This is a genomic window from Stenotrophomonas sp. 109824_Sma, from assembly GCF_056480025.1.
The window spans coordinates 3,303,503-3,328,634 of the sequence record NZ_CM151078.1 but is presented as its reverse complement, the minus strand read 5'-3'; the positions used below and the strand labels follow the sequence as shown (position 1 = coordinate 3,328,634).

General features: G+C 65.1%; 22 protein-coding genes and 3 tRNA genes. 22 read left to right on the top strand and 3 right to left on the bottom strand.

Annotation, left to right across the window (positions count from 1 at the left end; genetic code table 11):
* Nucleotides 1–28: 28 nt before the first annotated feature.
* From ACZK1G_RS15855 to ACZK1G_RS15845, 3 genes are read right to left on the bottom strand one after another with little or no spacing between them, the layout of a single operon-like run.
* Entirely contained in the window at nucleotides 29–886 is an 858-nt protein-coding gene (locus tag ACZK1G_RS15855; RefSeq protein ID WP_014037956.1) for a polysaccharide deacetylase family protein, read from the bottom strand.
* Nucleotides 879–2,024 carry a glycosyltransferase family 4 protein gene (locus ACZK1G_RS15850; RefSeq protein WP_049445551.1) on the bottom strand — a complete coding sequence of 382 codons (1,146 nt, stop codon included), beginning with the start codon at nucleotides 2,022–2,024 and terminating at the stop codon, nucleotides 879–881. Before ACZK1G_RS15850 ends, ACZK1G_RS15855 begins: the two co-directional genes overlap by 8 nt.
* Nucleotides 2,025–2,044: 20 nt before the next feature.
* Nucleotides 2,045–3,922 (bottom strand): DUF3413 domain-containing protein, encoded by a 1,878-nt coding sequence (locus ACZK1G_RS15845; RefSeq protein WP_080347523.1) that lies wholly within the window; start codon nucleotides 3,920–3,922, stop codon nucleotides 2,045–2,047.
* A 194-nt stretch (nucleotides 3,923–4,116) separates the two neighbouring features.
* Between ACZK1G_RS15845 and ACZK1G_RS15840 the strand changes: the two genes are divergently transcribed.
* The 22 genes from ACZK1G_RS15840 (at nucleotide 4,117) to nusA (ending at nucleotide 25,062) form a co-directional block, all read left to right on the top strand.
* Nucleotides 4,117–5,052 carry an isopenicillin N synthase family dioxygenase gene (locus ACZK1G_RS15840; protein WP_014037953.1) on the top strand — a complete coding sequence of 312 codons (936 nt, stop codon included), beginning with the start codon at nucleotides 4,117–4,119 and terminating at the stop codon, nucleotides 5,050–5,052.
* Between the two features lie 778 nt (nucleotides 5,053–5,830).
* Nucleotides 5,831–6,586, top strand: coding sequence for a triose-phosphate isomerase (gene tpiA, locus ACZK1G_RS15835; RefSeq protein ID WP_014037952.1), 756 nt, complete (start codon nucleotides 5,831–5,833; stop codon nucleotides 6,584–6,586).
* Between the two features lie 31 nt (nucleotides 6,587–6,617).
* Nucleotides 6,618–7,055 carry a preprotein translocase subunit SecG gene (secG, locus tag ACZK1G_RS15830; RefSeq protein WP_014037951.1) on the top strand — a complete coding sequence of 146 codons (438 nt, stop codon included), beginning with the start codon at nucleotides 6,618–6,620 and terminating at the stop codon, nucleotides 7,053–7,055.
* Between the two features lie 51 nt (nucleotides 7,056–7,106).
* Nucleotides 7,107–7,191 (top strand) — tRNA-Leu (locus ACZK1G_RS15825).
* A 111-nt stretch (nucleotides 7,192–7,302) separates the two neighbouring features.
* On the top strand, nucleotides 7,303–7,659 hold the full coding sequence (locus tag ACZK1G_RS15820) for an NADH-quinone oxidoreductase subunit A (RefSeq protein ID WP_008265012.1): 357 nt from the start codon (nucleotides 7,303–7,305) through the stop codon (nucleotides 7,657–7,659).
* Nucleotides 7,650–8,204, top strand: coding sequence for a NuoB/complex I 20 kDa subunit family protein (locus tag ACZK1G_RS15815; protein WP_005417936.1), 555 nt, complete (start codon nucleotides 7,650–7,652; stop codon nucleotides 8,202–8,204). The genes ACZK1G_RS15820 and ACZK1G_RS15815 overlap by 10 nt, the downstream gene beginning before the upstream one ends.
* 33 nt (nucleotides 8,205–8,237) lie before the next feature.
* Nucleotides 8,238–8,987 (top strand): NADH-quinone oxidoreductase subunit C, encoded by a 750-nt coding sequence (locus tag ACZK1G_RS15810; protein ID WP_005410462.1) that lies wholly within the window; start codon nucleotides 8,238–8,240, stop codon nucleotides 8,985–8,987.
* Nucleotides 8,984–10,291: an NADH-quinone oxidoreductase subunit D gene (locus ACZK1G_RS15805; RefSeq protein WP_006458796.1), complete on the top strand. Its 1,308-nt coding sequence runs from the start codon at nucleotides 8,984–8,986 to the stop codon at nucleotides 10,289–10,291. Before ACZK1G_RS15810 ends, ACZK1G_RS15805 begins: the two co-directional genes overlap by 4 nt.
* Before the next feature lie 97 nt (nucleotides 10,292–10,388).
* Entirely contained in the window at nucleotides 10,389–10,916 is a 528-nt protein-coding gene (gene nuoE, locus ACZK1G_RS15800) for an NADH-quinone oxidoreductase subunit NuoE (protein WP_006381132.1), read from the top strand.
* A gap of 4 nt (nucleotides 10,917–10,920) precedes the next feature.
* Nucleotides 10,921–12,261 carry an NADH-quinone oxidoreductase subunit NuoF gene (gene nuoF / locus ACZK1G_RS15795; RefSeq protein ID WP_005410459.1) on the top strand — a complete coding sequence of 447 codons (1,341 nt, stop codon included), beginning with the start codon at nucleotides 10,921–10,923 and terminating at the stop codon, nucleotides 12,259–12,261.
* Nucleotides 12,258–14,492 (top strand): NADH-quinone oxidoreductase subunit NuoG, encoded by a 2,235-nt coding sequence (nuoG, locus tag ACZK1G_RS15790; protein ID WP_101765855.1) that lies wholly within the window; start codon nucleotides 12,258–12,260, stop codon nucleotides 14,490–14,492. Before nuoF ends, nuoG begins: the two co-directional genes overlap by 4 nt.
* Nucleotides 14,489–15,583, top strand: a complete 1,095-nt coding sequence (gene nuoH / locus ACZK1G_RS15785) for an NADH-quinone oxidoreductase subunit NuoH (RefSeq protein WP_006458641.1) — start codon at nucleotides 14,489–14,491, stop codon at nucleotides 15,581–15,583. The genes nuoG and nuoH overlap by 4 nt, the downstream gene beginning before the upstream one ends.
* A 4-nt stretch (nucleotides 15,584–15,587) precedes the next feature.
* Entirely contained in the window at nucleotides 15,588–16,076 is a 489-nt protein-coding gene (gene nuoI / locus ACZK1G_RS15780) for an NADH-quinone oxidoreductase subunit NuoI (protein WP_005410456.1), read from the top strand.
* A 9-nt stretch (nucleotides 16,077–16,085) separates the two neighbouring features.
* On the top strand, nucleotides 16,086–16,742 hold the full coding sequence (locus ACZK1G_RS15775; protein ID WP_075677133.1) for an NADH-quinone oxidoreductase subunit J: 657 nt from the start codon (nucleotides 16,086–16,088) through the stop codon (nucleotides 16,740–16,742).
* Nucleotides 16,739–17,044 carry an NADH-quinone oxidoreductase subunit NuoK gene (gene nuoK / locus ACZK1G_RS15770; protein WP_005410454.1) on the top strand — a complete coding sequence of 102 codons (306 nt, stop codon included), beginning with the start codon at nucleotides 16,739–16,741 and terminating at the stop codon, nucleotides 17,042–17,044. The genes ACZK1G_RS15775 and nuoK overlap by 4 nt, the downstream gene beginning before the upstream one ends.
* Before the next feature lie 7 nt (nucleotides 17,045–17,051).
* Nucleotides 17,052–19,217 carry an NADH-quinone oxidoreductase subunit L gene (gene nuoL, locus ACZK1G_RS15765; RefSeq protein WP_101765854.1) on the top strand — a complete coding sequence of 722 codons (2,166 nt, stop codon included), beginning with the start codon at nucleotides 17,052–17,054 and terminating at the stop codon, nucleotides 19,215–19,217.
* Nucleotides 19,218–19,240: 23 nt separating this feature from the next.
* Nucleotides 19,241–20,749 (top strand): NADH-quinone oxidoreductase subunit M, encoded by a 1,509-nt coding sequence (locus ACZK1G_RS15760; protein ID WP_008268294.1) that lies wholly within the window; start codon nucleotides 19,241–19,243, stop codon nucleotides 20,747–20,749.
* Nucleotides 20,750–20,764: 15 nt separating this feature from the next.
* Nucleotides 20,765–22,225, top strand: coding sequence for an NADH-quinone oxidoreductase subunit NuoN (nuoN, locus tag ACZK1G_RS15755; protein WP_075677141.1), 1,461 nt, complete (start codon nucleotides 20,765–20,767; stop codon nucleotides 22,223–22,225).
* A 127-nt stretch (nucleotides 22,226–22,352) separates the two neighbouring features.
* A tRNA-Met gene (locus ACZK1G_RS15750) sits at nucleotides 22,353–22,429 on the top strand.
* Nucleotides 22,430–22,511: 82 nt separating this feature from the next.
* Nucleotides 22,512–22,588, top strand: a tRNA-Met gene (locus tag ACZK1G_RS15745).
* A 367-nt stretch (nucleotides 22,589–22,955) separates the two neighbouring features.
* Nucleotides 22,956–23,546, top strand: coding sequence for a ribosome maturation factor RimP (gene rimP, locus ACZK1G_RS15740; RefSeq protein WP_049401227.1), 591 nt, complete (start codon nucleotides 22,956–22,958; stop codon nucleotides 23,544–23,546).
* A 4-nt stretch (nucleotides 23,547–23,550) separates the two neighbouring features.
* On the top strand, nucleotides 23,551–25,062 hold the full coding sequence (nusA, locus tag ACZK1G_RS15735; protein WP_005410449.1) for a transcription termination factor NusA: 1,512 nt from the start codon (nucleotides 23,551–23,553) through the stop codon (nucleotides 25,060–25,062).
* The last annotated feature ends 70 nt before the right edge of the window (nucleotides 25,063–25,132 follow it).

The window sequence follows — 25,132 nt, the reverse complement described above, 5'->3', positions numbered from 1 at the left end:
ATCACAGGGATGGGCGCCTCTGCGCCGTTTAAGGGCCCGGCACCATCTTCTTCTGCCGGGCCTTGAAGCCGTTGAAGATCGGCGCGATCAGCGGGTTGTAGCTCCAGGCGATGCGTTTGCGCAGCCAGCTGGCCGGGCGGTTGCGGATCGCGAAACGGTAGATGCGCTCAGGATCTCCACCCACCACGTTGCGGCCGAACGGATGGGTGGTATGCAGGTAGCGGAAGCCCTGTTCGCGCGCCACTTCGATGTAGTCATCGTCGAAGTCGCCGTAGGGCCAGCACAGGGTGTCGGAGACTTCGCCGAGCTTTTCCAGCAGCGTCTGCCTGGCCATCGCCAGGTCACCGCTGATGCCTTCGCGGCGCTGTGCACGATCCAGGTCGTCACGCTTCAGCCAGCGGGTGTGGCTGTGGGTGTGGCAGTGGACCTCGAACGTGCCCGCTTCGATCGCCGCGCGCGCTTCGCTCCAGCGCATCATCACTTCGTCGCTTCGGCCCTGCTTGTAGATCAGGTCTTCGCAGGCACGGTGCTCCGGCGTAACCGGCAGCTCGGCGCCTTCGATGCCGGCGTGCGGGCGCACCGGGCCTTCGTGCATCCAGCCGGTGACCACGAACACCACCGCATGCATGCCGTACTTCTGCAGGATCGGGTGGGCGTAGACCCAGTTGTCCAGGTAGCCATCATCGAAGGTGATCACGATCGACTTGCGCGGTACCGGCTTGCCGGCAAGGAAGTCGGCGTACTGATCCAGCGTCAGCGATGTCCAGCCGGTACGTGCCAGCCAGGCGATCTGGCTCTCGAAGTTCTCCGGGGATACGGTGATCATGCCCGGCGAGTTGCTGACATGGTGGTGCATCAGCACCGGTACGGTTCTGGCATTAGCCATGACCCAGCTCCTTCAACCATTGGAGGTAATAATTTTCGGTGGCCTCGCCATGGCCGGCCGCGCTGAACCGCGCAGTGCTGCGGATCCAGTCCCAACCGGCACGGCCCATCTGCCGCCGACGTTCCGGATCGTCCACCAGCAGGCGCAATGCGCCGGTGAGGGCGGCGTCATCGCCCAGCCGGGTGAGGATGGCATTGCTACCTTCCACCAGCATTTCAGGCACGCCGCCGACGCGGTGCGAGACGATCGGCAGCGCTGCCTGCGCGGCTTCGAGGAACACCGTGCCCGAAGCCTCCTTGTGTGTGGCCAGGGCGAAGACGTCGAAACCGGCCATCAGCCGGTGGGCGTCGCTGCGGAAGCCGAGCAGATGCACCTGCTGCTCCAGGCCGAGTTCGCTGCGCAGGGCCTGCAGGCGGCCCATCACCGGCTCGCCGTCGCCTATCACGCACAGGTGAAGATCAGGGTTGGCCCTGCACAAGGGTGCAATGGCATGCAGCAGTTCGGCATGGCCCTTGGCTTCGCGCAGCACGGCCACGCAGCCGACCACGATGTCGCGCTCGGCGAAACCGAGTTCGGCACGCACCTGTGCACGGGTGTCCTGCAGTCTTGTCCAGGGATCGCTCTGCTCGGCGCCGTCCCAGCGTGGCGGCGTCGCCATCGGCGGCACGATGCCGATACGCTCTGCGGCGATGCCACGGTCGACCAGCAGCCGCTTGACGAAGTCGCTGACGGTGATGATCCGGTGCGGCAGGCCGGTATAGGTCAGCAGTGAGTTGACCGGGCTCATCAGGTGGCGCGAGCGCACCACCAGCGGTGTGCCGCCGAGGCGTGCACCGGCCGCGGCGATCAGCGCATCACGGCGGCTGGTGGTGTTGACCACGTCATAGCGCTCGCGGCGCACCAGTCGCGAGACCGACCAGATGCCGCGCAGCAGGCGCGGCAGGCCGCCCATGCGCAGGGTATGCACGGTGAAGCCATCATCGCGTGCAAGCTGGGCCAGTCGCGCCTCGGGCTGGCACAGCAGCGCCACCTCGTGGCCACGCGCGCGCATCACCTGCATGTGGCGGAAGATGTAGATCTCCTGCCCGCCCATTCCCTTGGCGGCTTCGGTGTGCAGGATGCGCAGCGGACGGTTCATGCGGGATCGATCCTTGAGGGTCAGCGGTTGCGGAAGCGGGTCAGCGCTTCCCATGCAGTGCGTACGGCGGCTGCGTCCGGCGCCTGCTGCGGCAGCGGGCGGTAGTGCAGGTCCAGGGCGGTGGCGTTGCCGAATTTGTCGAACACGTAGATGGCGTCGCCATGGCGTATCGCACGCTGCGACCAGCTTTCGACCACCAGGGCGCGCTGGCCCTGCGGCTCGGCCAGCAGGTCCTGGCCGGTGCTGTAGTCGCCCAGCGCGTTCTCGCAGCCCAGTGCGTGGCGCATCAGTGTCGGCACCCAGTCTTCGTGCGAGCTGGTGCGTGCGTCGTGGCCAGCGGCCTTGCCCGGCCAATGCAGCACGAACGGGACCTGCAGCTGGTAGTCGGAGAAGTTGCCGTTGTGGCCCCAGTAATTCAGCTTCAGGTCGTTGAACTCTTCGGCATGGTCACCGGTGACCAGCACGATGGTGTCCTCGGCCAGGCCCTGTGCACGGAGGTCGTCGAGCAGCGTCCCGATCAGGCTGTCGGCATAGTGCACGGCGGTGCGGTAGCGGTTGAGTTCCGGCGTCGGATCATGCTCCGGGCCGAACTTGAGGAAGTCGATGTCCGCGGCCATTGGCGTCGCCACCGGCGGGTAGCCGTCGGGCATGTGGTAGGGCGCATGGGTGGAGTCGAGGAACACGAAGCCGAACCACGGGCGCTGCGCGGCCTGGCTGGCGCGGATGTCCTGCTGCAGTGCACTGATGATGGCGCGGTCGCGGCCGTCGGACTTCAGCGCCGACGGCCCCTGGTGCAGCTGGTCGCGCACATCGGCGAACACGGTGCGGTCGAATTCCGGGCTGTACATCGGCGCGCTGCCGTACAGGTGCAGGTCGTAGCCCTGCTGGCCCAGCACCTGGAACAGCTGCGAGCCACGCTGCTCGTCAAGCATGCTTGGCCAATAGCCGCCGGGCAGGCCGTAGAGCAGCCCGAACAGGCCGTAGCGGGTGGCATTGCCGGTGCTGAAATGGTGGTCGAACACGCGCGCATCCTGCGCCAGCGCCGACGCGTTGGGCATAAGCTGCGGTGTCAGCACATCGTGGCGCAGCGACTCCAGTACCACCATCAGTACATTGGGGCGATGTGGGCTCTGGCAGCGCAGCGGATGCAGCGGGTACAGCAGCTGCGCATGGCGCGGGTCGGGCAGGCCGGCATGCTGCTGGCTGACCACGCCCAGGCGCCGCATGAAGCTCTTGGCCGTGATCGGCTGTGCCCACGGCAGGTAGTTCCACTGCGCGATCACATCGCGGTCGCCGCGGGCGTCGTAGTAGGCCGTGGCGACCTGGCCGCCGCCCATCAGCAGCGCGACCAGCGCCCAGGCCTGCAGCACCCGTCGACGGCGCGGCGCGGCCGGCAGCAGTTTCCAGCACGCCCAGGCCAGCAGGCCCTCGGCGGTGAACACTGCGGCAACCAGCAGGCCGACCTGCAGCCAGGTCTTCCAGGACAGGGCAACCTGGTCCTGCAGGGCGCCGCCGAACACCATGTTCACGACCATGGCATTGAGGTGGAAGCGGTACAGGGTGAAGACCTTGGCGTCGACCAGCAGCAGGCACAGCCACAGGCCCTGCAGCACGACCGCGCTGATGCTCAGCGTACGCGCACTGCGCGGCCACAGGCCCAGCAGCAATGGCAGCAGGCCGGCCAGCGCACCGAATGCGAGCAGGTGGCCGGGCAGGGCGACCACCAGATAGACCAGGCCGGCGCCGCCGCCCGGATTGTCACGCAGCGGTACATTGCCCAGCGCGATCGCCGCGGCCAGTACCGCATTGCCGGCGATGAACAGCGACCACCAGGCCAGCCGGCGCCAGCGCCGGGCGGAACCTTCAATGGCGGGGGCGGCAGGGGCAGCTGCGGGCATGGCGGGGCAGGTTCAGGGGGTGCGGGAGAGGGGCGGGGCCAACGTGACGGAAGCGTTACTCCGCGCGCGGGTCGCGCATTGTATCGGTTTGTTTCCTTGTATCGAGTGGCGTCCCCCGGGCGATCTGTCACAATGTTCAGGCGGGCCATGAATGCGTTGGCCCCCTCAGACCCAACGACAAGCCAGGAACCGCTGTGAGCCAGATCCCCACCCTCGATATCACCCGTTTCGACAGCGACCGCGAGGCCTTCGTGGCCGAGCTGGGCGCGGCCTACCGCCAATGGGGATTCGCGGGCATCCGCAACCACGGCATCCCGCAGGCCGACATCGACGCGGCCTACGATGCCTTCAAGGCCTTCTTCGCCCTGCCGGAAGAGGTCAAGCGCAAGTACCACGTGGCCGGCAGCGGCGGCGCCCGCGGCTATACCCCGTTCGGCGTGGAGACCGCCAAGGGCTCCAAGCATTTCGACCTGAAGGAGTTCTGGCACATCGGTCGTGAAATCGCCGACGATTCCAAGTACCGGGACGTGATGGCGCCGAACCTGTGGCCGACCGAGGTCGAAGGTTTCCGTGAGCGCGGTTACGGCCTGTATCAGGCGCTGGACAACCTGGGGTCGCGCGTACTGTCCGCGCTGGCCCTGCACATCGGCCTGCCGGAGGACTTCTTCGCCGACAAGACCAACTTCGGCAACTCGATCCTGCGCCCGATCCACTACCCGCCGATCACCACCGACGACATTCCGAACGTGCGTGCCGGTGCCCACGGCGACATCAACTTCATCACCCTGCTGGTCGGCGCCAGTGCCGCGGGCCTGGAAGTGCAGTCGCACGAGGGCGAATGGGTGCCGTTCACCTCGGACGCGGACACCATCGTGGTCAACATCGGCGACATGCTGCAGCGCCTGACCAACCACGTGTATCCGTCGACCATCCACCGCGTGGTCAACCCCCCGGGTGACCTGGCGCGCCAGCCGCGCTACTCGGTGCCGTTCTTCCTGCACCCGAACCCGGACTTCCTGATCGACGTGCTGCCCTCGTGCATCACCGCGGAGAACCCGAGCCGGTACCCGGAGGCGATCACCGCCCACGGCTTCCTCGAGGAACGCCTGCGCGAGATCAAGCTGAAGTAATAAGAAGTGAAGGCCGCCGAAAGGCGGCCTTTTCCTTTGCAGGGCTGCGCCCTGCACCCGCAGAGGCCGAAGCCAAAGCCAAAGCCAAAGCGGCTCTGGGGTGTCCCGTAGGGAGGCGGGGAGGTGTCGGATGGCGGGGACGCCGTGAACCCGTCCCTGGGGGCTTGGCCGCGGCATCCATGCCGCGGACACCCCGCCATCCGACACCTCCCCGCCTTCGACAGTTTCCCGGTGGCGGGGGGTAAATCGGGATTTCCGGTAGGTGTCGACCTTGGTCGACACGGTAGATCCACCCCATGCGTGTGGGGTAGGGGTCAGATCCCTTTTCCGCAGGAAAAGGGATCTGACCCCGGCAGCTACCCGCAATGCCGCTTTTGCTTTTGATTTTCTTTTTTTTTCCGTGGCGGGCGGAACCGCCGGAATGTGTCAGAGGCCGGGCGGGTGGGAATGGCGGGGTGTCTGATCAGTCCGCGGCATGGATGCCGCGGCCAAGCCCCCAGGGGTGAGGGCGCTTTGCTTGCGAAGCACTGCTTCGCAAGCGTCCGAACGCACAGCCGCCAGCGGCTGGGCCGGCCTGGGGGTTTACGGCGTCCCCCGCCATCGCCACCCACCCGGCCAGTCCCCCAAATCCGACCGGGCTCTCTGCGACCAACCACCCCCGCCCCGCCACGAGGGGCTGCGCCGTTGGCTGAAAATCCATGTAACCGCTTACACGGAAACGGATTTTTGCCGTAGCGGGTATCATGACCGGCTGACTTCACACAGGAGCCACCCGCTCATGCGCCGCAAGATCGTCGCCGGAAACTGGAAGCTGCATGGCAGCCGTCAATTCGCCAATGAACTGCTGGGGCAGGTGGCCGCCGGGCTGCCGCTGGAGGGGGTGGACGTGGTGATCCTGCCGCCGCTGCCGTACCTGGGCGAGCTGGTCGAGGACTTCGGCGAGACCGGCCTGGCCTTCGGCGCGCAGGACGTGAGCAGCAACGAGAAGGGCGCCTATACCGGCGAGGTCTGCGCGGCCATGCTGGTCGAGGTCGGGGCCCGCTATGGCCTGGTCGGCCACTCCGAGCGCCGCCAGTACCACCATGAAAGCAGCGAGCTGGTCGCGCGCAAGTTCGCCGCCGCCCAGCATGCCGGCCTGGTGCCGGTGCTGTGCGTGGGCGAGACCCTGGAGCAGCGCGAGGCCGGGCAGACCGAAACGGTCATCGCCAGCCAGCTGGCGCCGGTGCTGGAGCTGGTCGGCGCGGCCGGTTTCGCCAAGGCCGTGGTTGCCTACGAGCCGGTCTGGGCCATCGGCACCGGCCGTACCGCCAGCAAGGAGCAGGCGCAGCAGGTGCACGCGTTCATCCGTGGCGAAGTCGCGCGTATCGATGCTAGAATCGCTGATTCACTGCCCATTGTTTACGGCGGTAGCGTGAAGCCCGACAATGCCGGGGAACTGTTCGCGCAGCCGGATGTCGATGGTGGGCTGGTCGGCGGCGCCTCCCTGGTGGCCGCGGACTTCCTGGCCATCGCACGGGCGGCGGCCGCGAACTAATCCTAGAAGTATTGTCCGAGGGCGGTTTCCAATGCTGATGTTGATCCTCAATGTCGTCTACGTGCTGGTCGCTGTGGCCATGATCGCGCTGATTCTGATGCAGCGTGGCTCGGGTGCGGCGGCGGGTTCGGGCTTTGGCGCCGGTGCCTCGGGTACGGTGTTCGGTGCGCGCGGCGCCTCGAACTTCCTGTCCAAGTCGACCAAGTGGCTGGCTGTCGTGTTCTTTGGCATCAGCCTCTTCATGGCCTGGTATGCCGGTCACGGCACCCGCCCGGCGGCCGACCAGGATCTGGGTCTGATGTCCGCCCCGGCGGCGACCGCTCCGGCGGCTCCGGCGGGCGAACTGCCGGCCGTTCCGAAGGCCGATGCGGTCCCGGCCGCCCCGGTTCCGGCCGCGAATGTGCCGGCTAAGGCGGAATCTTCGGTTTCTGGTGAAGAAAAGCCTTCGGAAGGCTCCCAGAAAGACTGAAGCCGGTTACAATACGCGGCGCATCGGGAACATAGTCTGATGTGATCGTTTGCCCAGGTGGCGGAATTGGTAGACGCACTACCTTGAGGTGGTAGCGACGCAAGTCGTAGGGGTTCGAGTCCCCTCTTGGGCACCATTTGTAAGTAAAGCGGGTTCGTCTGGCGCGCAAGGCGCCAGGCAGATTCCCGTCCACTCCCCCATGCCAAAGCGCCTGCAGGCGCAGCGGCAGAGGCAAGAGAGAATCGCTGTGCTGGCCGAATATTTGCCGTCTCTGCTGTTTCTGATCGTTGCCACCGGTATCGGCATTACGCTGATGCTGGTTGGTCGATTCCTCGGTCCCCGCCGCCCCGATCTGGAAAAGCTGTCGCCGTACGAGTGCGGCTTCGAGGCCTTCGAAGACGCGCGCATGAAGTTCGACGTGCGCTACTACCTGATCGCGATCCAGTTCATCGTCTTCGACCTGGAAATCATCTTCATCGTGCCGTGGACCCAGGTCTTCATGGAACTGGGCGCCCGTTCGCTCATCACCATGGGCCTGTTCGTCGGCATGCTGTTCCTCGGTTTCATTTACGTCTGGAAGAAGGGAGCGCTGGAATGGGAGTGATTCAGACTCTCGATGGCCTCATGAACAACCCGTCGCCGGAAGGCCGGGTTGATGACATCCTGCGGCCGGAAGGCGACAACCCGCTGCTGGAAAAGGGCTTCGTCACCACCAGCGTCGACGCACTGCTGAACTGGGCGCGCACCGGCTCGATGTGGCCGATGACCTTCGGCCTGGCCTGCTGCGCGGTCGAGATGATGCACGCCGGCGCCGCGCGCCTGGACCTTGACCGCTACGGCGTGGTGTTCCGCCCGTCGCCGCGTCAGTCCGACGTGATGATCGTGGCCGGTACCCTGGTCAACAAGATGGCCCCGGCGCTGCGCAAGGTCTACGACCAGATGCCGGACCCGAAGTGGGTCATCTCGATGGGTAGCTGCGCCAACGGCGGTGGCTATTACCACTACTCCTATTCTGTCGTGCGCGGCTGTGATCGCGTGGTGCCGGTGGACGTCTACGTCCCGGGCTGCCCGCCGACCGCCGAGGCGCTGGTGTACGGGATCCTGCAGCTGCAGAAGAAGATCTGGCGTACACAGACCATCGCCCGCTGACCCCTTCACCTGACAAGAGCGCGCCAAGCCCCCATGGCAGAGCAAGCATCCTTCATCGACCGACTCTCCGCACGTTTCGCAGGTGCGAAGGTCATCGTGGTCGAACCCCGCGGCGAAGTGACGCTGGAAGTGCCTGCCGCCGAGTGGCACGCCACCGCCCTGGCGCTGCGTGACGAGTTTGGTTTCGAGCAGGCCGTGGATCTCTGCGGCGTCGACTACCTCGGTTATGGCTCCGACGAATGGGACACCGCCGACGTGTCCTCGCAGGGCTTCAGCCGTGGCGTCGAAGGCAAGGCCCAGGGCCGTTTCGCGTGGGGCGAGTTCCCCACCGAGGAAAACGGTGCCGACGGTGCCCGCCCGCAGCACATGCCGACCCAGCGTTTCGCCGTGGTCGCCCAGCTGCGTTCGTACCAGCACAACCTGATGATGCACCTGCGCTGCTTCGCCCCTGACGAAGCACTGCCGGTGGTGTCCTCGCTGACCGGCATCTGGCCGGGCCTGAACTGGTTCGAGCGCGAAGCGTTCGACCTGTACGGCGTGATCTTCGAAGGCCACCCGGACCTGCGCCGGATCCTGACCGACTACGGTTTCGTCGGCCATCCGTTCCGCAAGGACTTCCCGCTGATCGGCAATGTCGAAGTCCGCTACGACGAAGAAAAGAAGCGCGTGATCTACGAACCGGTCACCTCGGTGGAGCCGCGCGTCGGCGTGCCGCGCGTGATCCGCGACGACGCCCGTCTGCAGACCGCAGAAGGTGAGCGCGCGCAGGAGGCAGTGAAGTGAGCCACGTACACCAGGCCGGCGAAGCATTCGCCAGCAACGCCGCCGAAAGCCGGCAGGAAATCCGCAACTACACCATGAACTTCGGCCCGCAGCATCCGGCCGCTCACGGTGTGCTGCGCCTGATCCTGGAAATGGACGGCGAGACCATCATGCGCGCCGACCCGCACGTGGGTCTGCTGCACCGTGGTACCGAGAAGCTGGCCGAGTCCAAGCCGTTCAACCAGTCGATCGGCTACATGGATCGCCTGGACTACGTGTCGATGATGTGCAACGAGCACGCCTACGTGCGCGCGATCGAGACCCTGATGGGCATCGAGGCGCCGGAGCGTGCGCAGTACATCCGCACCATGTACGACGAAATCACCCGCATCCTCAACCACCTGATGTGGCTGGGTTCCAACGCGCTCGACCTGGGTGCGATGGCGGTGATGCTGTACGCCTTCCGCGAGCGCGAAGAGCTGATGGACTGCTACGAAGCGGTCTCCGGCGCGCGCATGCACGCGGCGTACTACCGTCCGGGCGGTGTCTACCGCGACCTGCCGGACCACATGCCGAAGTACAAGGAATCGCGCTGGCACAAGGGCAAGGCGCTGAAGCAGCTCAATGCTTCGCGCGAAGGCTCGCTGCTGGACTTCCTGGAGAACTTCACCGTCGAGTTCCCCAAGCGCATCGACGAATACGAAACCCTGCTGACCGACAACCGTATCTGGAAGCAGCGTACCGTCGGCATCGGCGTGGTCACTCCGGAACTGGCCCACCAGTGGGGCATGACCGGCGTGATGCTGCGCGGCTCGGGCATCGCCTGGGACCTGCGCAAGAAGCGTCCGTACGCCAAGTACGATGCCGTCGATTTCGACATCCCGCTGGGCAAGGAAGGCGACTGCTACGACCGCTACCTGGTCCGCGTTGCCGAAATGCGCGAGTCCAACCGCATCATCAAGCAGTGCGTGGCGTGGCTGAAGGCCAACCCCGGCCCGGTCATGGTCAAGAACTTCAAGGTCGCTCCGCCCAAGCGCGAGGACATGAAGGACGACATGGAAGCGCTGATCCACCACTTCAAGCTGTTCAGCGAAGGCTATTGCGTGCCGGCCGGCGAAACCTACGCGGCAGTGGAAGCGCCCAAGGGCGAGTTCGGCTGCTACCTGGTCTCCGATGGCGCCAACAAGCCCTTCCGCGTGCACCTGCGCGCACCGGGCTTCGCCCACCTGTCCTCGATCGATTCGATCGTGCGCGGCCACATGCTGGCCGACGTGGTGGCGATGATCGGTACCTACGACCTGGTGTTCGGCGAGGTTGACCGGTAATGCCGTCCGCCACGCCAACGCCCGCTGCAGGCAGCCGGCGCAAGCCGGCGCCGCAGTTTCTGGAATTTCACGTTATGCATTTCGCTGAGGTCGGCCGATGAAGGCGACAGGTAATTTCGAGGCGGCGCGCGACGTCGACCCGATGGTGGTGCTGAGCGACAAGACCCGCGCTCACATCGATCACTGGCTGTCCAAGTTCCCGCCGGACCGCAAGCGCTCTGCCGTGCTGCAGGGCCTGCATGCGGCCCAGGAGCAGAACGAGGGTTGGCTGACCGACGAGCTGATCGCCGGCGTGGCCAAGTACCTTGATCTGCCGCCGGTGTGGGCCTACGAGGTCGCCAGCTTCTACTCGATGTTCGAGACCGAGAAGGTGGGCCGCAACAACGTGGCCATCTGCACCAACATCAGCTGCTGGCTCAATGGCGCCGAGGACATCGTCCGCCATTGCGAGAAGAAGCTGGGCATCAAGCACGGTGAATCGACCCCGGACGGTCGCGTCTACCTCAAGCGCGAGGAAGAGTGCCTGGCCGGCTGCGGTGGCGCGCCGATGATGGTCATCAACGGTCACTACCATGAGCGTCTGACCCTGGAAAAGGTCGACGAGCTGCTGGACGGGCTGGAGTAAGGGCATGGCACATCACCACGAATCCAAGGGTCCGGTCGGCCCCGCGCCGCTGCCGCACCAGGTGGTCTACACCACCTTGCATTACGACACCCCGTGGTCGTACGAAAGCTACCTGAAGACCGGTGGCTACGCCGCCCTGCGCAAGATCCTCGAAGAGAAGATCCCGCCGGAGCAGGTCATCGAGATGGTCAAGGCCTCGGGCCTGCGCGGCCGCGGTGGCGCGGGCTTCCCGACCGGCCTGAAGTGGTCCTTCATGCCCAAGGGCAACATGCAGAAGTACATCCTCTGCAACTCGGACGAATCCGAGCCGGGCACCTGCAAGGACCGCGACATCCTGCGCTACAACCCGCATTCGGTGGTGGAAGGCATGGCGATCGCCTGCTACGCCACCGGTTCGACAGTGGGTTACAACTACCTGCGCGGTGAGTTCCATCACGAGCCGTTCGAGCACTTCGAGCAGGCCCTGGCCGACGCCTATGCAAATGGCTGGCTGGGCAAGAACGTGATGGGCTCGGGCGTGGACATCGACATCTACGGTGCGCTGGGCGCCGGCGCGTACATCTGCGGCGAAGAAACCGCCCTGATGGAATCGCTGGAAGGCAAGAAGGGCCAGCCGCGCTACAAGCCGCCGTTCCCGGCCAACTTCGGCCTGTACGGCAAGCCGTCGACGATCAACAACACCGAAACCTACGGTTCGGTGCCGGCGATCATCCGCAACGGTCCGGAGTGGTTCAAGGGCCTGAGCCTGACCGCCAACGGCGGTCCGAAGTGCTTCTCGGTGTCCGGCTGCGTGCAGAACGGCGGCAACTTCGAAGTGCCGCTCGGCACCAAATTCCACGACCTGCTGGAAATGGCCGGTGGCCTGCGTCCGGGCCGCACGCTGAAGGGCGCGATCCCGGGCGGCGTGTCGATGCCAGTGCTGACCGCGGCCGAGCTGAAGGACCTGCCGATGGACTACGACACCATCCGTGCGCTGGGCTCCGGCCTGGGTTCGGGTGCGATCGTGGTGCTCGACGACAGCGTCTGCTGCGTCAAGTTCGCCTGCCGCATCAGCCAGTTCTTCCACAAGGAATCGTGCGGCCAGTGCACCCCGTGCCGTGAAGGCACCGGCTGGATGCACCGCGTGCTGGAGCGCATCGTCGCCGGCAAGGCCACGATGGAAGACCTGCACCAGCTGAAGGCGGTGGCCGGCCAGATCGAAGGCCACACCATCTGTGCGTTCGGTGAAGCGGCTGCATGGCCCATCCAGGGCTTCCTGCGCCAGTTCTGGGACGAATTCGAGTACTACATCGTCAACGGTCATTCGATGGTTGACGGCAAGAAGGTGGAGGCAGCCGCCGCATGAGCGCGCAACCCGTAAACCCGAACGTGCCACCGGACCACGTGACCATCGAGATCGATGGCAAGTCGCTGGTCGTGCCCAAGGGTTCGATGATCATCCAGGCGGCCGACAAGGCCGGCATTTCGATTCCGCGCTTCTGCTACCACGAGAAGCTGCCGATCGCCGCCAACTGCCGCATGTGCCTGGTGGACGTGGAAAAGTCGCCGAAGCCGGCGCCGGCCTGCGCCACCCCGGTGATGGATGGCATGAAGGTCGCCACCCGCAGCGAGAAGGCACTGAAGTTCCAGCGCTCGGTGATGGAGTTCCTGCTCATCAACCACCCGCTGGACTGCCCGATCTGCGATCAGGGCGGCGAGTGCGAGCTGCAGGACGTGTCGCTGGGCTATGGCCGTTCGGTCAGCCGCTTCAACGAGCGCAAGCGCGTGGTGCCGGACGAGGATATGGGCCCTCTGGTCGCCACCGAGATGACCCGTTGCATCCAGTGCACCCGCTGCGTCCGCTTCACCGCCGACGTTGCCGGTACCTATGAACTGGGTGGCATGTACCGTGGTGAGAACCTGCAGATCGGTACCTTCGACGGCAAGCCGCTGACCACCGAGCTGTCCGGCAACGTCGTCGACGTCTGCCCGGTCGGCGCGCTGACCAACAAGGTGTTCCAGTTCCGCGCCCGCCCGTGGGAACTGACCGCGCGCGAATCGCTGGGTTACCACGACGCGATGGGTTCGAACCTGTTCCTGCACGTGCGTCGCGGCGAAGTGCTGCGCACCGTGCCGCGCGACAACGAAGCCGTGAACGAGTGCTGGCTGTCCGACCGTGACCGCTACTCGCACCAGGGCCTGTACAGCGAAGACCGTGCGGTCAAGCCGCTGCGCAAGGTCAATGGCGAGTGGAAGGAAGTGAGCTGGGCCGAAGGCCTGGCCGCGGCCGCCGAGATCCTCAAGGCCAACCAGGGCGACAACCTGGGCGTGCTGGTGCACCCGTCGACCTCGAACGAGGAAGGCGCGCTGCTGGCCCGCCTGGCCAAGGGCCTGGGCTCGAGCAACATCGACCACCGCATCAACAACCGCGATTTCTCCGACGCTGCAACCGCCGAAGTGTTCGGCCTGCCGCTGGCTGAGATCGAAGGCGCTGACCGCATCGTCGTTCTGGGCAGCAACATCCGCCACGAACTGCCGCTGCTGCACGCCCGCCTGCGCAAGGCGCAGACCACCAACGGCGCGAAGATCCACGTCGTCAACCCGGTGGACTTCGACTTCGCCTTCAGCATCGCCGGCAAGCAGATCGTCGCGCCGTCGAAGTTCGTCGACGCGCTGGCCAACGCCGAGCTGCGTTCGGCGGTGCAGGGCGGCAACAACACCGTGCTGATCGTCGGTGGCATTGCCGAAAACCACCCGCAGGCTGCCGCGATCCGCGCTGCCGCGCGTGACTTCGCTGCCGCCACCGGTGCCAAGCTGTGCCGCATCCCGCAGGGCGCCAACGCCGTTGGCCTGACCCGCGCCGGCGTGCTGCCGGCCGGCAAGGACGTCGCCGCGATGCTGGCGCAGCCGCGCCAGGCCTACGTGGTGTACGGCCTGGAGCCGGGCCTGGACTTCGCCGACGCTCCCGCCGCGCGCAAGGCGCTGGCCGGTGCCCAGGTGGTGGCCTTCAGCCAGTTCGCCTGTGCTTCGACCCGCGACGTCGCCGACGTGATCCTGCCGATCGGCGCGCTGCCGGAAATCGACGCCACCCTGACCAACCTCGATGGTCGCGAGCAGTCGGCCCGCGCCGGCGGCAAGCTGCCGGGCGAGGCCCGTGAAGGCTGGCGCGTGCTGCGCGCCCTGGGCGGCGACCTGGCTGTGGCCGGTTTCGACTTCACCGACCTGGCCGGCCTGCGCGCCAGCCTGGCCCCGGTGTCGGTCACCGTTGCCGCCTCGGCACAGCCGGCGGTTGCCGGCGAAGGCCTGGAAGTGGCTTCGACCGCCGCGATCTACCGCACCGATGCGGTGGTCCGTCGCGCCCCGGCGTTGCAGTCGCATCCGCTCAACAACGCCCCGCGCATCGTGCTGAACGCTGAAGATGCCGCTCGCCTGCAGCTGCAGGAAGGGCAGATGGCCAAGGTCGGCACCGATGCCGGCAAGGCCACCCTGCCGGTGGTGGTCGACGCCCGCGTCGCTGCGGGTTCGGTCTGGATTGAATCGGGCCACGGCGCGACCGCGCCGCTGGGTGCCGCTCGCGTAACGGTGGTGGCTGCATGAACGAATTGCTGTTGAACGCGGTCGACCCGCTGCACCAGTGGCTGCTTGGCCTCGGTGACATCGGCGCGCTGATCTGGATCATCCTGAAGATCCTGGTGATCACCGTGCCGGTGATCATCTCGGTGGCCTTCTACGTGGTCTGGGAACGCAAGCTGATCGGCTGGATGCACGTCCGCCACGGCCCGATGTACGTGGGCATGGGCATCTTCCAGGCCTTCGCCGACGTCTTCAAGCTGCTGTTCAAGGAAGTGGTCCAGCCAAGCAGCGCCAACAAGGCGATCTACCTGCTGGCCCCGCTGATCACCCTGGCCCCGGCCTTTGCGGCCTGGTCGGTGGTGCCCTTCGATTCGCAGATCGTGCTGTCCAATGCCAACGCCGGCCTGCTGTACCTGCTGGCGATGACCTCGCTGGGCATCTACGGCATCATCCTGGCCGGTTGGGCGTCCAACTCGAAGTATGCGTTCCTGGGTGCGATGCGCGCCTCGGCGCAGATGATCAGCTACGAAATCGCCATGGGCTTCGCCCTGGTCGGCGTGATGATCGCGTCGGGCAGCTTGAACCTGAGCAACATCGTGATGGCGCAGGCCGGCAGCTCCGGCTTCTTCGACTGGTTCCTGCTGCCGCTGTTCCCGCTGTTCGTCATCTACTGGGTGTCGGGCGTGGCTGAAACCAACCGCGCGCCGTTCGACGTCGTGGAAGGCGAATCGGAAATCGTCGCCGGCCACATGGTCGAATACTCCGGCGGTGCATTCGCCCTGTTCTTCCTGGCCGAATACGCGAACATGATCCTGATCAGCTTCCTGATCTCGATCTTCTTCCTCGGCGGCTGGCTGAGCCCGGTGCAGGGCTGGGTCAACTTCGGCGACGTCTCGCCGCTGGTCGACTGGATCTGGAAGGGGGGGGCGCCGTGGCTGTTCGTCAAGGTGTTCTTCTTCGCCAGTGCCTACATCTGGTTCCGTGCCAGCTTCCCGCGCTTCCGCTATGACCAGATCATGCGCCTGGGCTGGAAGGTCTTCATTCCGCTGGCCATTCTGTGGATCGCGGTTACCGCCGTCATGGTGTTCTTCGGCGTGATTCAAAAGGGCGTCTAAAGTGATGAACAGGATTACCCATTACTTCAAGAGCCTGCTGCTGCTCGAACTGCTGGCCGGTCTCTGGCTGACGCTGAAGTACAGCTTCAAGCCGAAGTACACGATGATGTACCCGATGGAGAAGTTCCCGCAGTCGCCGCGCTTCCGTGGCCTGCACGCTCTGCGCCGTTATCCCAACGGTGAAGAGCGCTGCATCGCCTGCAAGCTGTGCGAAGCGGTGTGCCCGGCGCTGGCCATCACCATCGACTCGGCCAAGCGCGAAGACGGCACCCGCCGTACCACGCGCTACGACATCGACCTGTTCAAGTGCATCTTCTGTGGCTTCTGCGAAGAAAGCTGCCCGGTGGACTCGATCGTCGAAACCCACATCCTCGAGTACCACTTCGAGAATCGTGGCGAAAACATCGTTACCAAGCCGCAGCTGCTGGCCCTGGGCGACCGTCTCGAAAACGAGATCGCCGAGCGTCGCGCCGCCGATGCCGCTTACCGCTGAGGTCGAGAGATGGATTGGGTAAATATCGCTTTCTGGGTGTTCGCCATCGCGGCAACGGTTTCGGCCGGTGCGGTGATCAGCGTGCGCAACCCGGTTCACGCCGTGCTCTGCCTGGTGCTGACCTTCTTCTCCATCGCCTGCGTGTGGCTGCTGGTGGGCGCCGAGTTCCTCGGCGTGGCGCTGGTGCTGGTCTACGTCGGCGCAGTGATGGTGCTGTTCCTGTTCGTGGTGATGATGCTGGACATCGACCCCACCAAGCTGCGTGAGGGCTGGGTGCGCTACCTGCCGGTCGGCCTCATCGTCGCGGTGGCGATGCTGGCGCAGATGCTGATCCTGATCGGCGTCAAGGCCCGCTCGGTCACGCCGTTCCCGGCCGACAACGCTGCAGCGGTCGCCGCCGACAGCTCCAACGTCACCTGGCTGGCGCGCACGCTGTTCACCGAGTACCTGCTGCCGTTCGAGTTCGCCGCCGTCATCCTGACCGTGGCCGTGGTTGCCGCGGTGATGCTGACCCTGCGCCGCCGTACCGGCGTGAAGAGCCAGAACCCGGGTGAGCAGACCATGGTCAAGGCCGGCCAGCGCCTGCGCATGGTGAAGATGGGCGCCGAAGCACCGGTCGTGCACAGCAACAGCAAGCCGGCCGCCGGCGAGGAGACCCAGCCGTGATTACCCTTGGCCACATGCTTGCGCTCGGCGCGGTGCTGTTCGCCATCAGCCTGGCCGGCATCTTCCTCAACCGGAAGAACGTCATCGTCCTGCTGATGTCGATCGAACTGATGCTGCTGTCGGTGAACATCAATTTCGTCGGCTTCTCGCGTCAGCTGGGCGATCCGTCCGGCCAGCTGTTCGTGTTCTTCATCCTGACCGTCGCCGCCGCGGAAGCCGCCATCGGCCTGGCGATCCTGGTGACCCTGTTCCGTACCCGCCGCACGATCAATGTCGGCGAAGTCGATTCGTTGAAGGGCTGATCCACAGATGGAAATCACTCTCTCCAAGAGTCTGTTGATCGCAGTGGTGCTTGCACCGCTGTTCGGCAGCATCATCGCCGGCCTGTTCGGTCGCCAGGTCAAGCGCTTCGGCGCGCAGACCATCACCATCCTCGGCGTCGCGGTTGCCTGTGGCCTGTCGATGTACACGCTCTACCAGCTGCTGTGGGGCGGGGCGCAGCCGTTCAACCAGAACATCTACACGTTCTTCGAAGTCGGCCAGTACTCGGCCCACGTCGGTTTCATGGTCGACAAGCTGACCGCGATGATGATGGTGGTGGTGACCTTCGTGTCGCTGCTGGTCCACATCTACACGATCGGCTACATGCAGGACGATCCGGGCTACCAGCGGTTCTTCAGCTACATCTCGCTGTTCACCTTCTCGATGCTCACCCTGGTGATGAGCAACAACTTCCTGCAGCTGTTCTTCGGCTGGGAAGCGGTGGGCCTGGTGTCGTACCTGCTGATCGGGTTCTGGTTCAAGCGCCCGACCGCGATCTTCGCCAACATGAAGGCGTTCCTGGTCAACCGCGTCGGTGACTTCGGCTTCCTGCTGGGCATCGCCGGCGTGCTGTGGGTGTTCGGCACCCTGGACTACTCGCAGGTGTTCTCGCAGGCCGGCATGCTGGCTGACCCGCGCGCCCAGCTGCAGATCTGGGACGGCACGATCCTGGGCATGCAGCTGCTGAACGAGCCGGTGATCTGGTCGATCGCCACCGTCATCTGCATCTGCCTGTTCATCGGTGCCATGGGCAAGTCGGCCCAGGTCCCGCTGCACGTGTGGCTGCCGGATTCGATGGAAGGCCCGACCCCGATCTCGGCACTGATCCACGCCGCGACGATGGTGACCGCCGGTATCTTCATGGTCACCCGCATGTCGCCGCTGTTCGAGCTGTCGCAGACCGCGCTGAACTTCGTGCTGTTCATCGGTGCCACCACCGCGTTCTTCACCGGCCTGATCGGCATCGTGCAGAACGACATCAAGCGCGTGGTCGCGTACTCGACCCTGTCGCAGCTGGGCTATATGACCGTCGCCCTGGGCGTGTCGGCCTATTCGGCCGCCGTGTTCCACCTGATGACGCATGCGTTCTTCAAGGCCCTGCTGTTCCTGGGCGCCGGCTCGGTCATCATCGCGATGCACCACGAGCAGGACATGCGCAAGATGGGCGGCCTGCGCAAGTACATGCCGATCACCTTCATCACCATGTGGATCGGTACCCTGGCGCTGGTCGGTACGCCGTTCTTCTCCGGCTTCTACTCGAAGGACACCATCATCGAGGCCGCCGAGCTGCACGCGCACCTGTCCAACAACTGGGTGGCCACCTATGGCTACTGGGCGGTGCTGGGTGGCGTGATCGTCACCAGCTTCTACAGCTTCCGCCTGCTGTTCCTGACCTTCCACGGCAAGGAGCGTTTCCGCGACGCGCATCATGACGATCATGGTCACGGCCATGACGATCACCACGCCGCCGACGCCCACCACGGCGATGCGCATCACGACGACCACGGCCATGGCCACGGTCCGCACGAGCCGCACGAAACCCCGTGGGTGGTGACCCTGCCGCTGATCCTGCTGGCCATCCCGTCGATCGCCATCGGTTTCTTCAGCATCGGTCCGATGCTGTACGGCACCGACTGGGCCGGCAACCATGCGCACGATGCCATCAAGGGCCAGGCGCATACGTTCTTCACCGGCGTGGTCGACTTCTACGATCCGGCCAAGAACACCATCGGTTTCCTGGGTGAAGAGTTCCACGGCCCGGTCGCCTTCGCGCTGCACGGCATGATGGCTCCGGCGTTCATGCTGACCGTTGCGGGCTTCCTGCTGGCCGCGCTGTTCTACCTGTGGAAGCCGGACCTGTCGGGCAAGGCTCGCAAGACCTTCGCTCCGCTGGTGTCGGTGCTGGAAAACAAGTACGGCTTCGACAAGCTGTGGATCGATGGCTTTGCCGGTGGCAGCGTCAAGCTGGGCAAGGTCTCGCGCTGGATCGACAGCAACATCGTCGACGGCGTGGTCAATCTCTCGGCACGTGTTGTGGACGTCGCAGCCGGCGTGCTGCGTCGTACCCAATCCGGTTTCCTCTATCACTACGCCTTCGCGATGATCATCGGCCTGATTGCCCTGCTGGGCGTGCTGATGCATTACCTGCGTTGATGACCTGTACGGAATAAGAAGACGTGTCGAACTGGCCTCTACTCAGTGTCCTCATCTGGCTGCCGATCCTCGGTGGCGCCCTGATCCTTGCGATCCGTGATGCGCAGACCGCCCGCTGGGCGTCGCTGGGCGTAGCGGTGCTGACATTCGTGGCGAGCCTCTCGCTGCTGAGCGGCTACAACGCGGGCATCGACGGTCTGCAGTTCGTCGAGACCCATGCCTGGATCCCGGCATACAAGATCGGCTACAACCTGGGCGTGGACGGCATTGCCGTGGCGCTGATCCTGCTGACCACCCTGGTCAGCGTGCTTGCCCTGATCGGCGCCTGGAGCGCCATCGACAAGCGCGTGAACCAGTACGTGGCGGCCTTCCTGATCCTGGAAGGCGTCACGGTCGGTATCTTCTCGGCCACGGACGCGATGCTGTTCTACGTGTTCTTCGAGGCGATGCTGATCCCGATGTTCCTGATCATCGGTGTCTGGGGTGGCCCGCGCCGCATCTACGCCGCGCTGAAGTTCTTCCTGTACACCTTCCTCGGCTCGGTGCTAATGCTGGTGGCGCTGATCTACCTGTACCTGAAGGGCGGCAGCTTCCAGCTGGCCGACCTGTACGCGCTGCCGCTGTCGGCCAAGGAACAGACCTGGATCTTCTTCGCCTTCCTGATCGCCTTCGCGGTCAAGGTGCCGATGTTCCCGGTCCACACCTGGCTGCCGGATGCCCACGTGGAAGCACCGACCGCCGGTTCGGTGATCCTGGCCGCCATCGCCCTGAAGATCGGTGGCTACGGCTTCCTGCGCTTCAACCTGCCGATCGTCCCGGACGCATCGCAGGAATGGGCCTGGCTGGTGATCGCGCTGTCGCTGATCGCGGTGATCTACGTCGGCCTGGTCGCCCTGGTTCAGGACGACATGAAGAAGCTGATCGCCTATTCGTCGATCGCGCACATGGGCTTCGTCACCCTGGGCACCTTCATCGCCCTGTGGCTGGTGCGTGAAGCCGGTAACGCCGATGCCGCCCGCCTGGGCCTGCAGGGCGCCATGGTGCAGATGATCTCGCACGGCTTCGTGTCCGGCGCTATGTTCTCCTGCGTCGGCGTGCTGTACGACCGCATGCACAGCCGCCGCATCGCCGATTACGGCGGCGTGGTCAACGTGATGCCGTGGTTTGCCACCTTCGCCATGCTGTTCTTCATGGCCAACGCGGGCCTGCCGGGTACCAGCGGTTTCGTTGGCGAGTTCATGGTCATCCTGTCGGCCTTCCAGCGTAATCCGTGGATCGCACTGGGCGCGGCCACCACCCTGATCATCGGCGCCGCCTACACCCTGTGGCTGTACAAGCGCATCTTCTTCGGTGAAGTGGCCAACAGCCATGTTGCCGAACTGAAGGACATCAACGGCCGCGAATGGCTGGTGCTGGGCGTGTTCGCCATTGGCGTGCTGGCGCTGGGCATCTATCCCAAGCCGCTGACCGACCTGATGGAGCCCTCGATCGCGAAGCTGGCGATGCAGATCGCATCCAGCAAGCTGCTGTAATTCCAGGATTTGATGATGACCACCTCGCCGCTGCTGCCATTGACCGCCGCTGACCTGCCACCGCTCGCTCCCGAGCTGGTGCTGATCGGCAGCGCCTTCGCCCTGATGATCCTCGACCTGTTCGTCAGCAACCGGAACAAGATCGTCACCCACCTGTTCTCGCTCGCTGCGCTGGCCGTGGTGCTGTTCATGCTGGCCACCGGCGTGGGCGGGCAGGGGGAGGTCTTCCATGGCATGTTCGTGCGCGATACCGCCGCGGACGTGATGAAGACCGGGATCGTGCTGCTCAGCGGCCTGACCCTGGTCTACGGCTGGCGCTACCTGCGTGACCGCAACCTGTTCCAGGGCGAGATCCCGGTGCTGATCCTGTTCGGCACCGCCGGCATGATGATCCTGGTCTCGGCCGGCAGCCTGCTGATGGTCTACCTGGGCCTGGAACTGCTGGCGCTGTGCTCCTACGCACTGGTCGCCAGCAACCGCGAGAACGGCCTGGCCTCGGAAGCGGCGATGAAGTACATCGTGCTCGGTTCGCTGGCCTCGGGCCTGCTGCTGTACGGCATGTCGCTGATCTACGGCGCCACCGGCAGCCTGCACCTGGACGTCATCCGCGAGGCCATCCCGCACTCCGAAGAGCGCGTGCTGCTGATCACCGGTGCGGTGTTCATGATTGCCGGCGTCGCCTTCAAGCTGGGTGCCGCGCCGTTCCACATGTGGCTGCCGGACGTGTACCAGGGTGCCCCGGCACCGATCGCACTGTTCATCAGCTCGGCGCCGAAGCTGGCCGCCTTTGGCATGGCGTACCGCCTGCTGGAAATGGGCGTGGGCCCGCTGTCGACCGAACTGCAGCTGCTGATCGCCGGCCTGGCCGCGGTCTCGCTGGTCATCGGCAACCTGATGGCCATCGCGCAGAGCAACCTCAAGCGCATGCTGGCGTTCTCCACCGTCTCGCACATCGGCTTCCTGCTGATGGGCATCGCAGGTGGCGGTTCGCAGGGCTATGCCGCCGCACTGTTCTACGCACTGGCCTACGCCATCATGTCGACCGCCGCCTTCGGTGCGATCATCGCGCTGTCGCGTGCCGGCTTCGAAGCCGAGAACATCGAAGACTTCAAGGGCCTGAATGCCCGCAACCCGTGGATGGCCGGCCTGGTGCTGTGCATCATGGCGTCGCTGGCCGGCATCCCGCCGTTCCTGGGCTTCTGGACCAAGCTGGCGGTGCTGGGCGCGGCCGTCAACGGCGGCCTGCTGTGGCTGGCCATCCTCGGCGTGCTGTGCGCCGTGGTCGGCTGCTTCTACTACCTGCGTGTCATCAAGGTCATGTACTTCGATGAGCCGGTGGGCGAGGCCATGCCGCGCAGCAACGACCGCGTGCTGGGCGTGGTGCTGGGCGTGAACGCGCTGGCACTGCTGGCCCTGGGCCTGGCCTGGAACCCGATCATGGTCTGGTGCCAGCAGGCATTTGCGCATCTTGCATAAAAGTTGACACAAAGCTGCGCGATTCGTGTAATATGCGCAGCCTGAGTTGTCACTGCAGCGGTTCAGCCAGAACATCGTTGCGGTAGCCCTCCTCGAAAGAGCAGGGCAGCAGTTCAAACACTTCCGGTGCGGGGTGGAGCAGTCTGGCAGCTCGTCGGGCTCATAACCCGAAGGTCGCAGGTTCAAATCCTGCCCCCGCTACCAACTTCATATCGGCGCCAACCGGTTTGATGAATGAGGGAAGGCTTGCATGTTTTGAAGCATTCGCTCATAATTCCGCTTCTGATGCGGGGTGGAGCAGTCTGGCAGCTCGTCGGGCTCATAACCCGAAGGTCGCAGGTTCAAATCCTGCCCCCGCTACCAAGTAAAGAAATCGCCTTCGAAGTTCTGCTTCGAAGGCGATTTTCTTTGGGGTCTGCGTCGTTTCTGCGTGATTGGGGTCAGGTCCCTTTTCCCGTGGAAAAGGGACCTGACCCCGGGTCCGCACCTTGCACCAGCGCGGTGCAGTCGCTATCATCAGCGGCCTAGCAGTACCCCTGAAGGCGGCCTCCCAGCGGGAGTCCGGACCCGGAAGGAGGGCCGCAACCGGCAGGCAATGCAGGTTGCAACCGGAATCCAGTCACCGGAGTCTTTCCGGAAAAGGGGCCCAACGGGCCCTTTGTCGTTTCCGGGGCGTCATGTTTCCACGCCGGCCAAGGCCGGCACCCAACCATAGAGATCAAGGCAGGCTGTGAGCGACAAGGCAACCGACATCGCGAATCTGCTCGCCCCGACCGTTGTGTCGCTGGGCCTGGAGCTGCTGGGCGTTGAGTATCTGCCGGCCCCCGGCGGTGCGACCCTGCGCCTTTACATCGACGTGCCGCTGGCTGAACAGCCCGAGCGCATCATCAATGTCGACGACTGCGAGCGCGTCAGCCGCGAAGTGTCGGCGCAGATGGACGTCGAAGACCCGATCAGCGGCAACTACACGCTGGAAGTGTCTTCGCCGGGCGTCGACCGTCCGCTGTTCAACCTGGAGCAGTTCGGCCGTCACCTCGGCGAAATGGCCAAGGTCACGCTGAAGCTGCCGCAGGACAACCGTCGTCGCCTGCAGGGCCGCATCGAAGCGATCGACGAGGCCGCGGACACCATCACCTTCATCGTCGACAAGGCCGAAGTGGTCGTGTCGGCCGACAACATCGACAAGGCACGGATCATGCCCGACTGGGTGGCGCTGGGGCTGGCCCCGAGCAAGCCGACCGGTCCGGCACCGAAGCGTCCGAAGCCGAACAAGAATTCTTCTTCCAACGAGCCGGCGGCAAAGAAGCCGCGCGCGGAGTGAGCCAATGAGCAAGGAACTGTTGCTGGTAGTCGACGCAGTCGCCAACGAGAAGGGCGTGCCGCGTGAAGTGATCTTCGATGCCATCGAGGCCGCCCTGGCCTCGGCAGCGAAGAAGCGCTATCCCGACGAGGAAGTGCTGACCCGCGTGGTCATCGACCACAAGGATGGCAGCTACGAAACCTTCCGCCGCTGGGAAGTGGTGGCCGATGACGTGGTCATGGAATCGCCGGACCGCCAGATCCGCCTGATGGACGCCGTCGATGAAGCCGAAGGCGTGGACGTCGGCGACTACATCGAAGAGCAGATCGAGAACCCGGACTTCGGCCGCATTGCTGCCCAGGCCGCCAAGCAGGTCATCGTCCAGCGCGTGCGCGAAGCCGAGCGCCAGCAGGTCGTGGATGCGTGGAAGGATCGCGTGGGTGAGCTGATCACCGGCGTGGTCAAGCGCGCCGAGCGCGGCAACATCTATGTCGACCTCGGTGGCAACGCCGAAGGCTTCATCCCGAAGGACAAGGGCATTCCGCGCGACGTGCTGCGCGCCGGTGACCGTGTGCGCGGCTACCTGGCCGAAGTGCGCTCGGAGCCGCGTGGCCCGCAGCTGTTCATCAGCCGTGCCGCCCCGGAATTCATGATCGAGCTGTTCAAGCTGGAAGTGCCGGAAGTCGGCCAGGGCCTGGTGGAAATCAAGGCCTGCGCCCGCGATCCGGGCGACCGCGCCAAGATCGCCGTGCTGGCCCACGACCAGCGCACCGATCCGATCGGTGCCTGCATCGGCATGCGCGGTTCGCGCGTGCAGGCCGTGTCCAACGAGCTCAATGGCGAGCGCGTGGACATCGTGCTGTGGAACGACAACCCGGCCAACTTCGTCATCAACGCGATGGCACCGGCCGAAGTGCAGTCGATCATCGTCGATGAAGACAAGCATTCGATGGACCTGGCTGTTGCTGAAGACCGCCTGGCCCAGGCGATCGGCAAGGGCGGCCAGAACGTGCGCCTGGCCAGCCGCCTGACCGGCTGGCAGCTCAACGTGATGACCCAGGACCAGGTCACCGCCAAGTCGGAAGCCGAGCAGGCTTCGGCCCGCCAGCTGTTCATGGACAAGCTGGAAGTGGACGAGGAAATCGCCGGCATCCTGGTCAGCGAAGGCTTCGGCACCGTCGAGGAAATCGCCTATGTCCCGGTCGGCGAACTGCTGGCCGTGGAAGGTTTCGACGAGGACATCGTCGAAGAGCTGCGCGCCCGTGCCCGCGATGCGCTGCTCAATGAGGCCCTGGCAGTCGAGGAAGGCCTTGAAGACGGCCAGCCGGCGCAGGACCTGCTGTCCCTGAAGGGCATGGACGAAGCCACCGCATATGCGCTGGCCGGCCACGGCGTGCGTACCAGCGAGGACCTGTCCGACCTGGCCGCCGACGAGGTCATGGACTTCGGCATCGAAGGACTGGATCAGGCGCGCGCCGCTGCGCTGATCCTGGCCGCCCGTGCCGAGGAGATCGCCCGACTGGAACGCGGCGAATGAGCCGGCAATGAACAGGGCCCTGAGCCGCTCAGGGCGTAGAATCCGCGCCACCTCCAGATGCGGGGGGGCG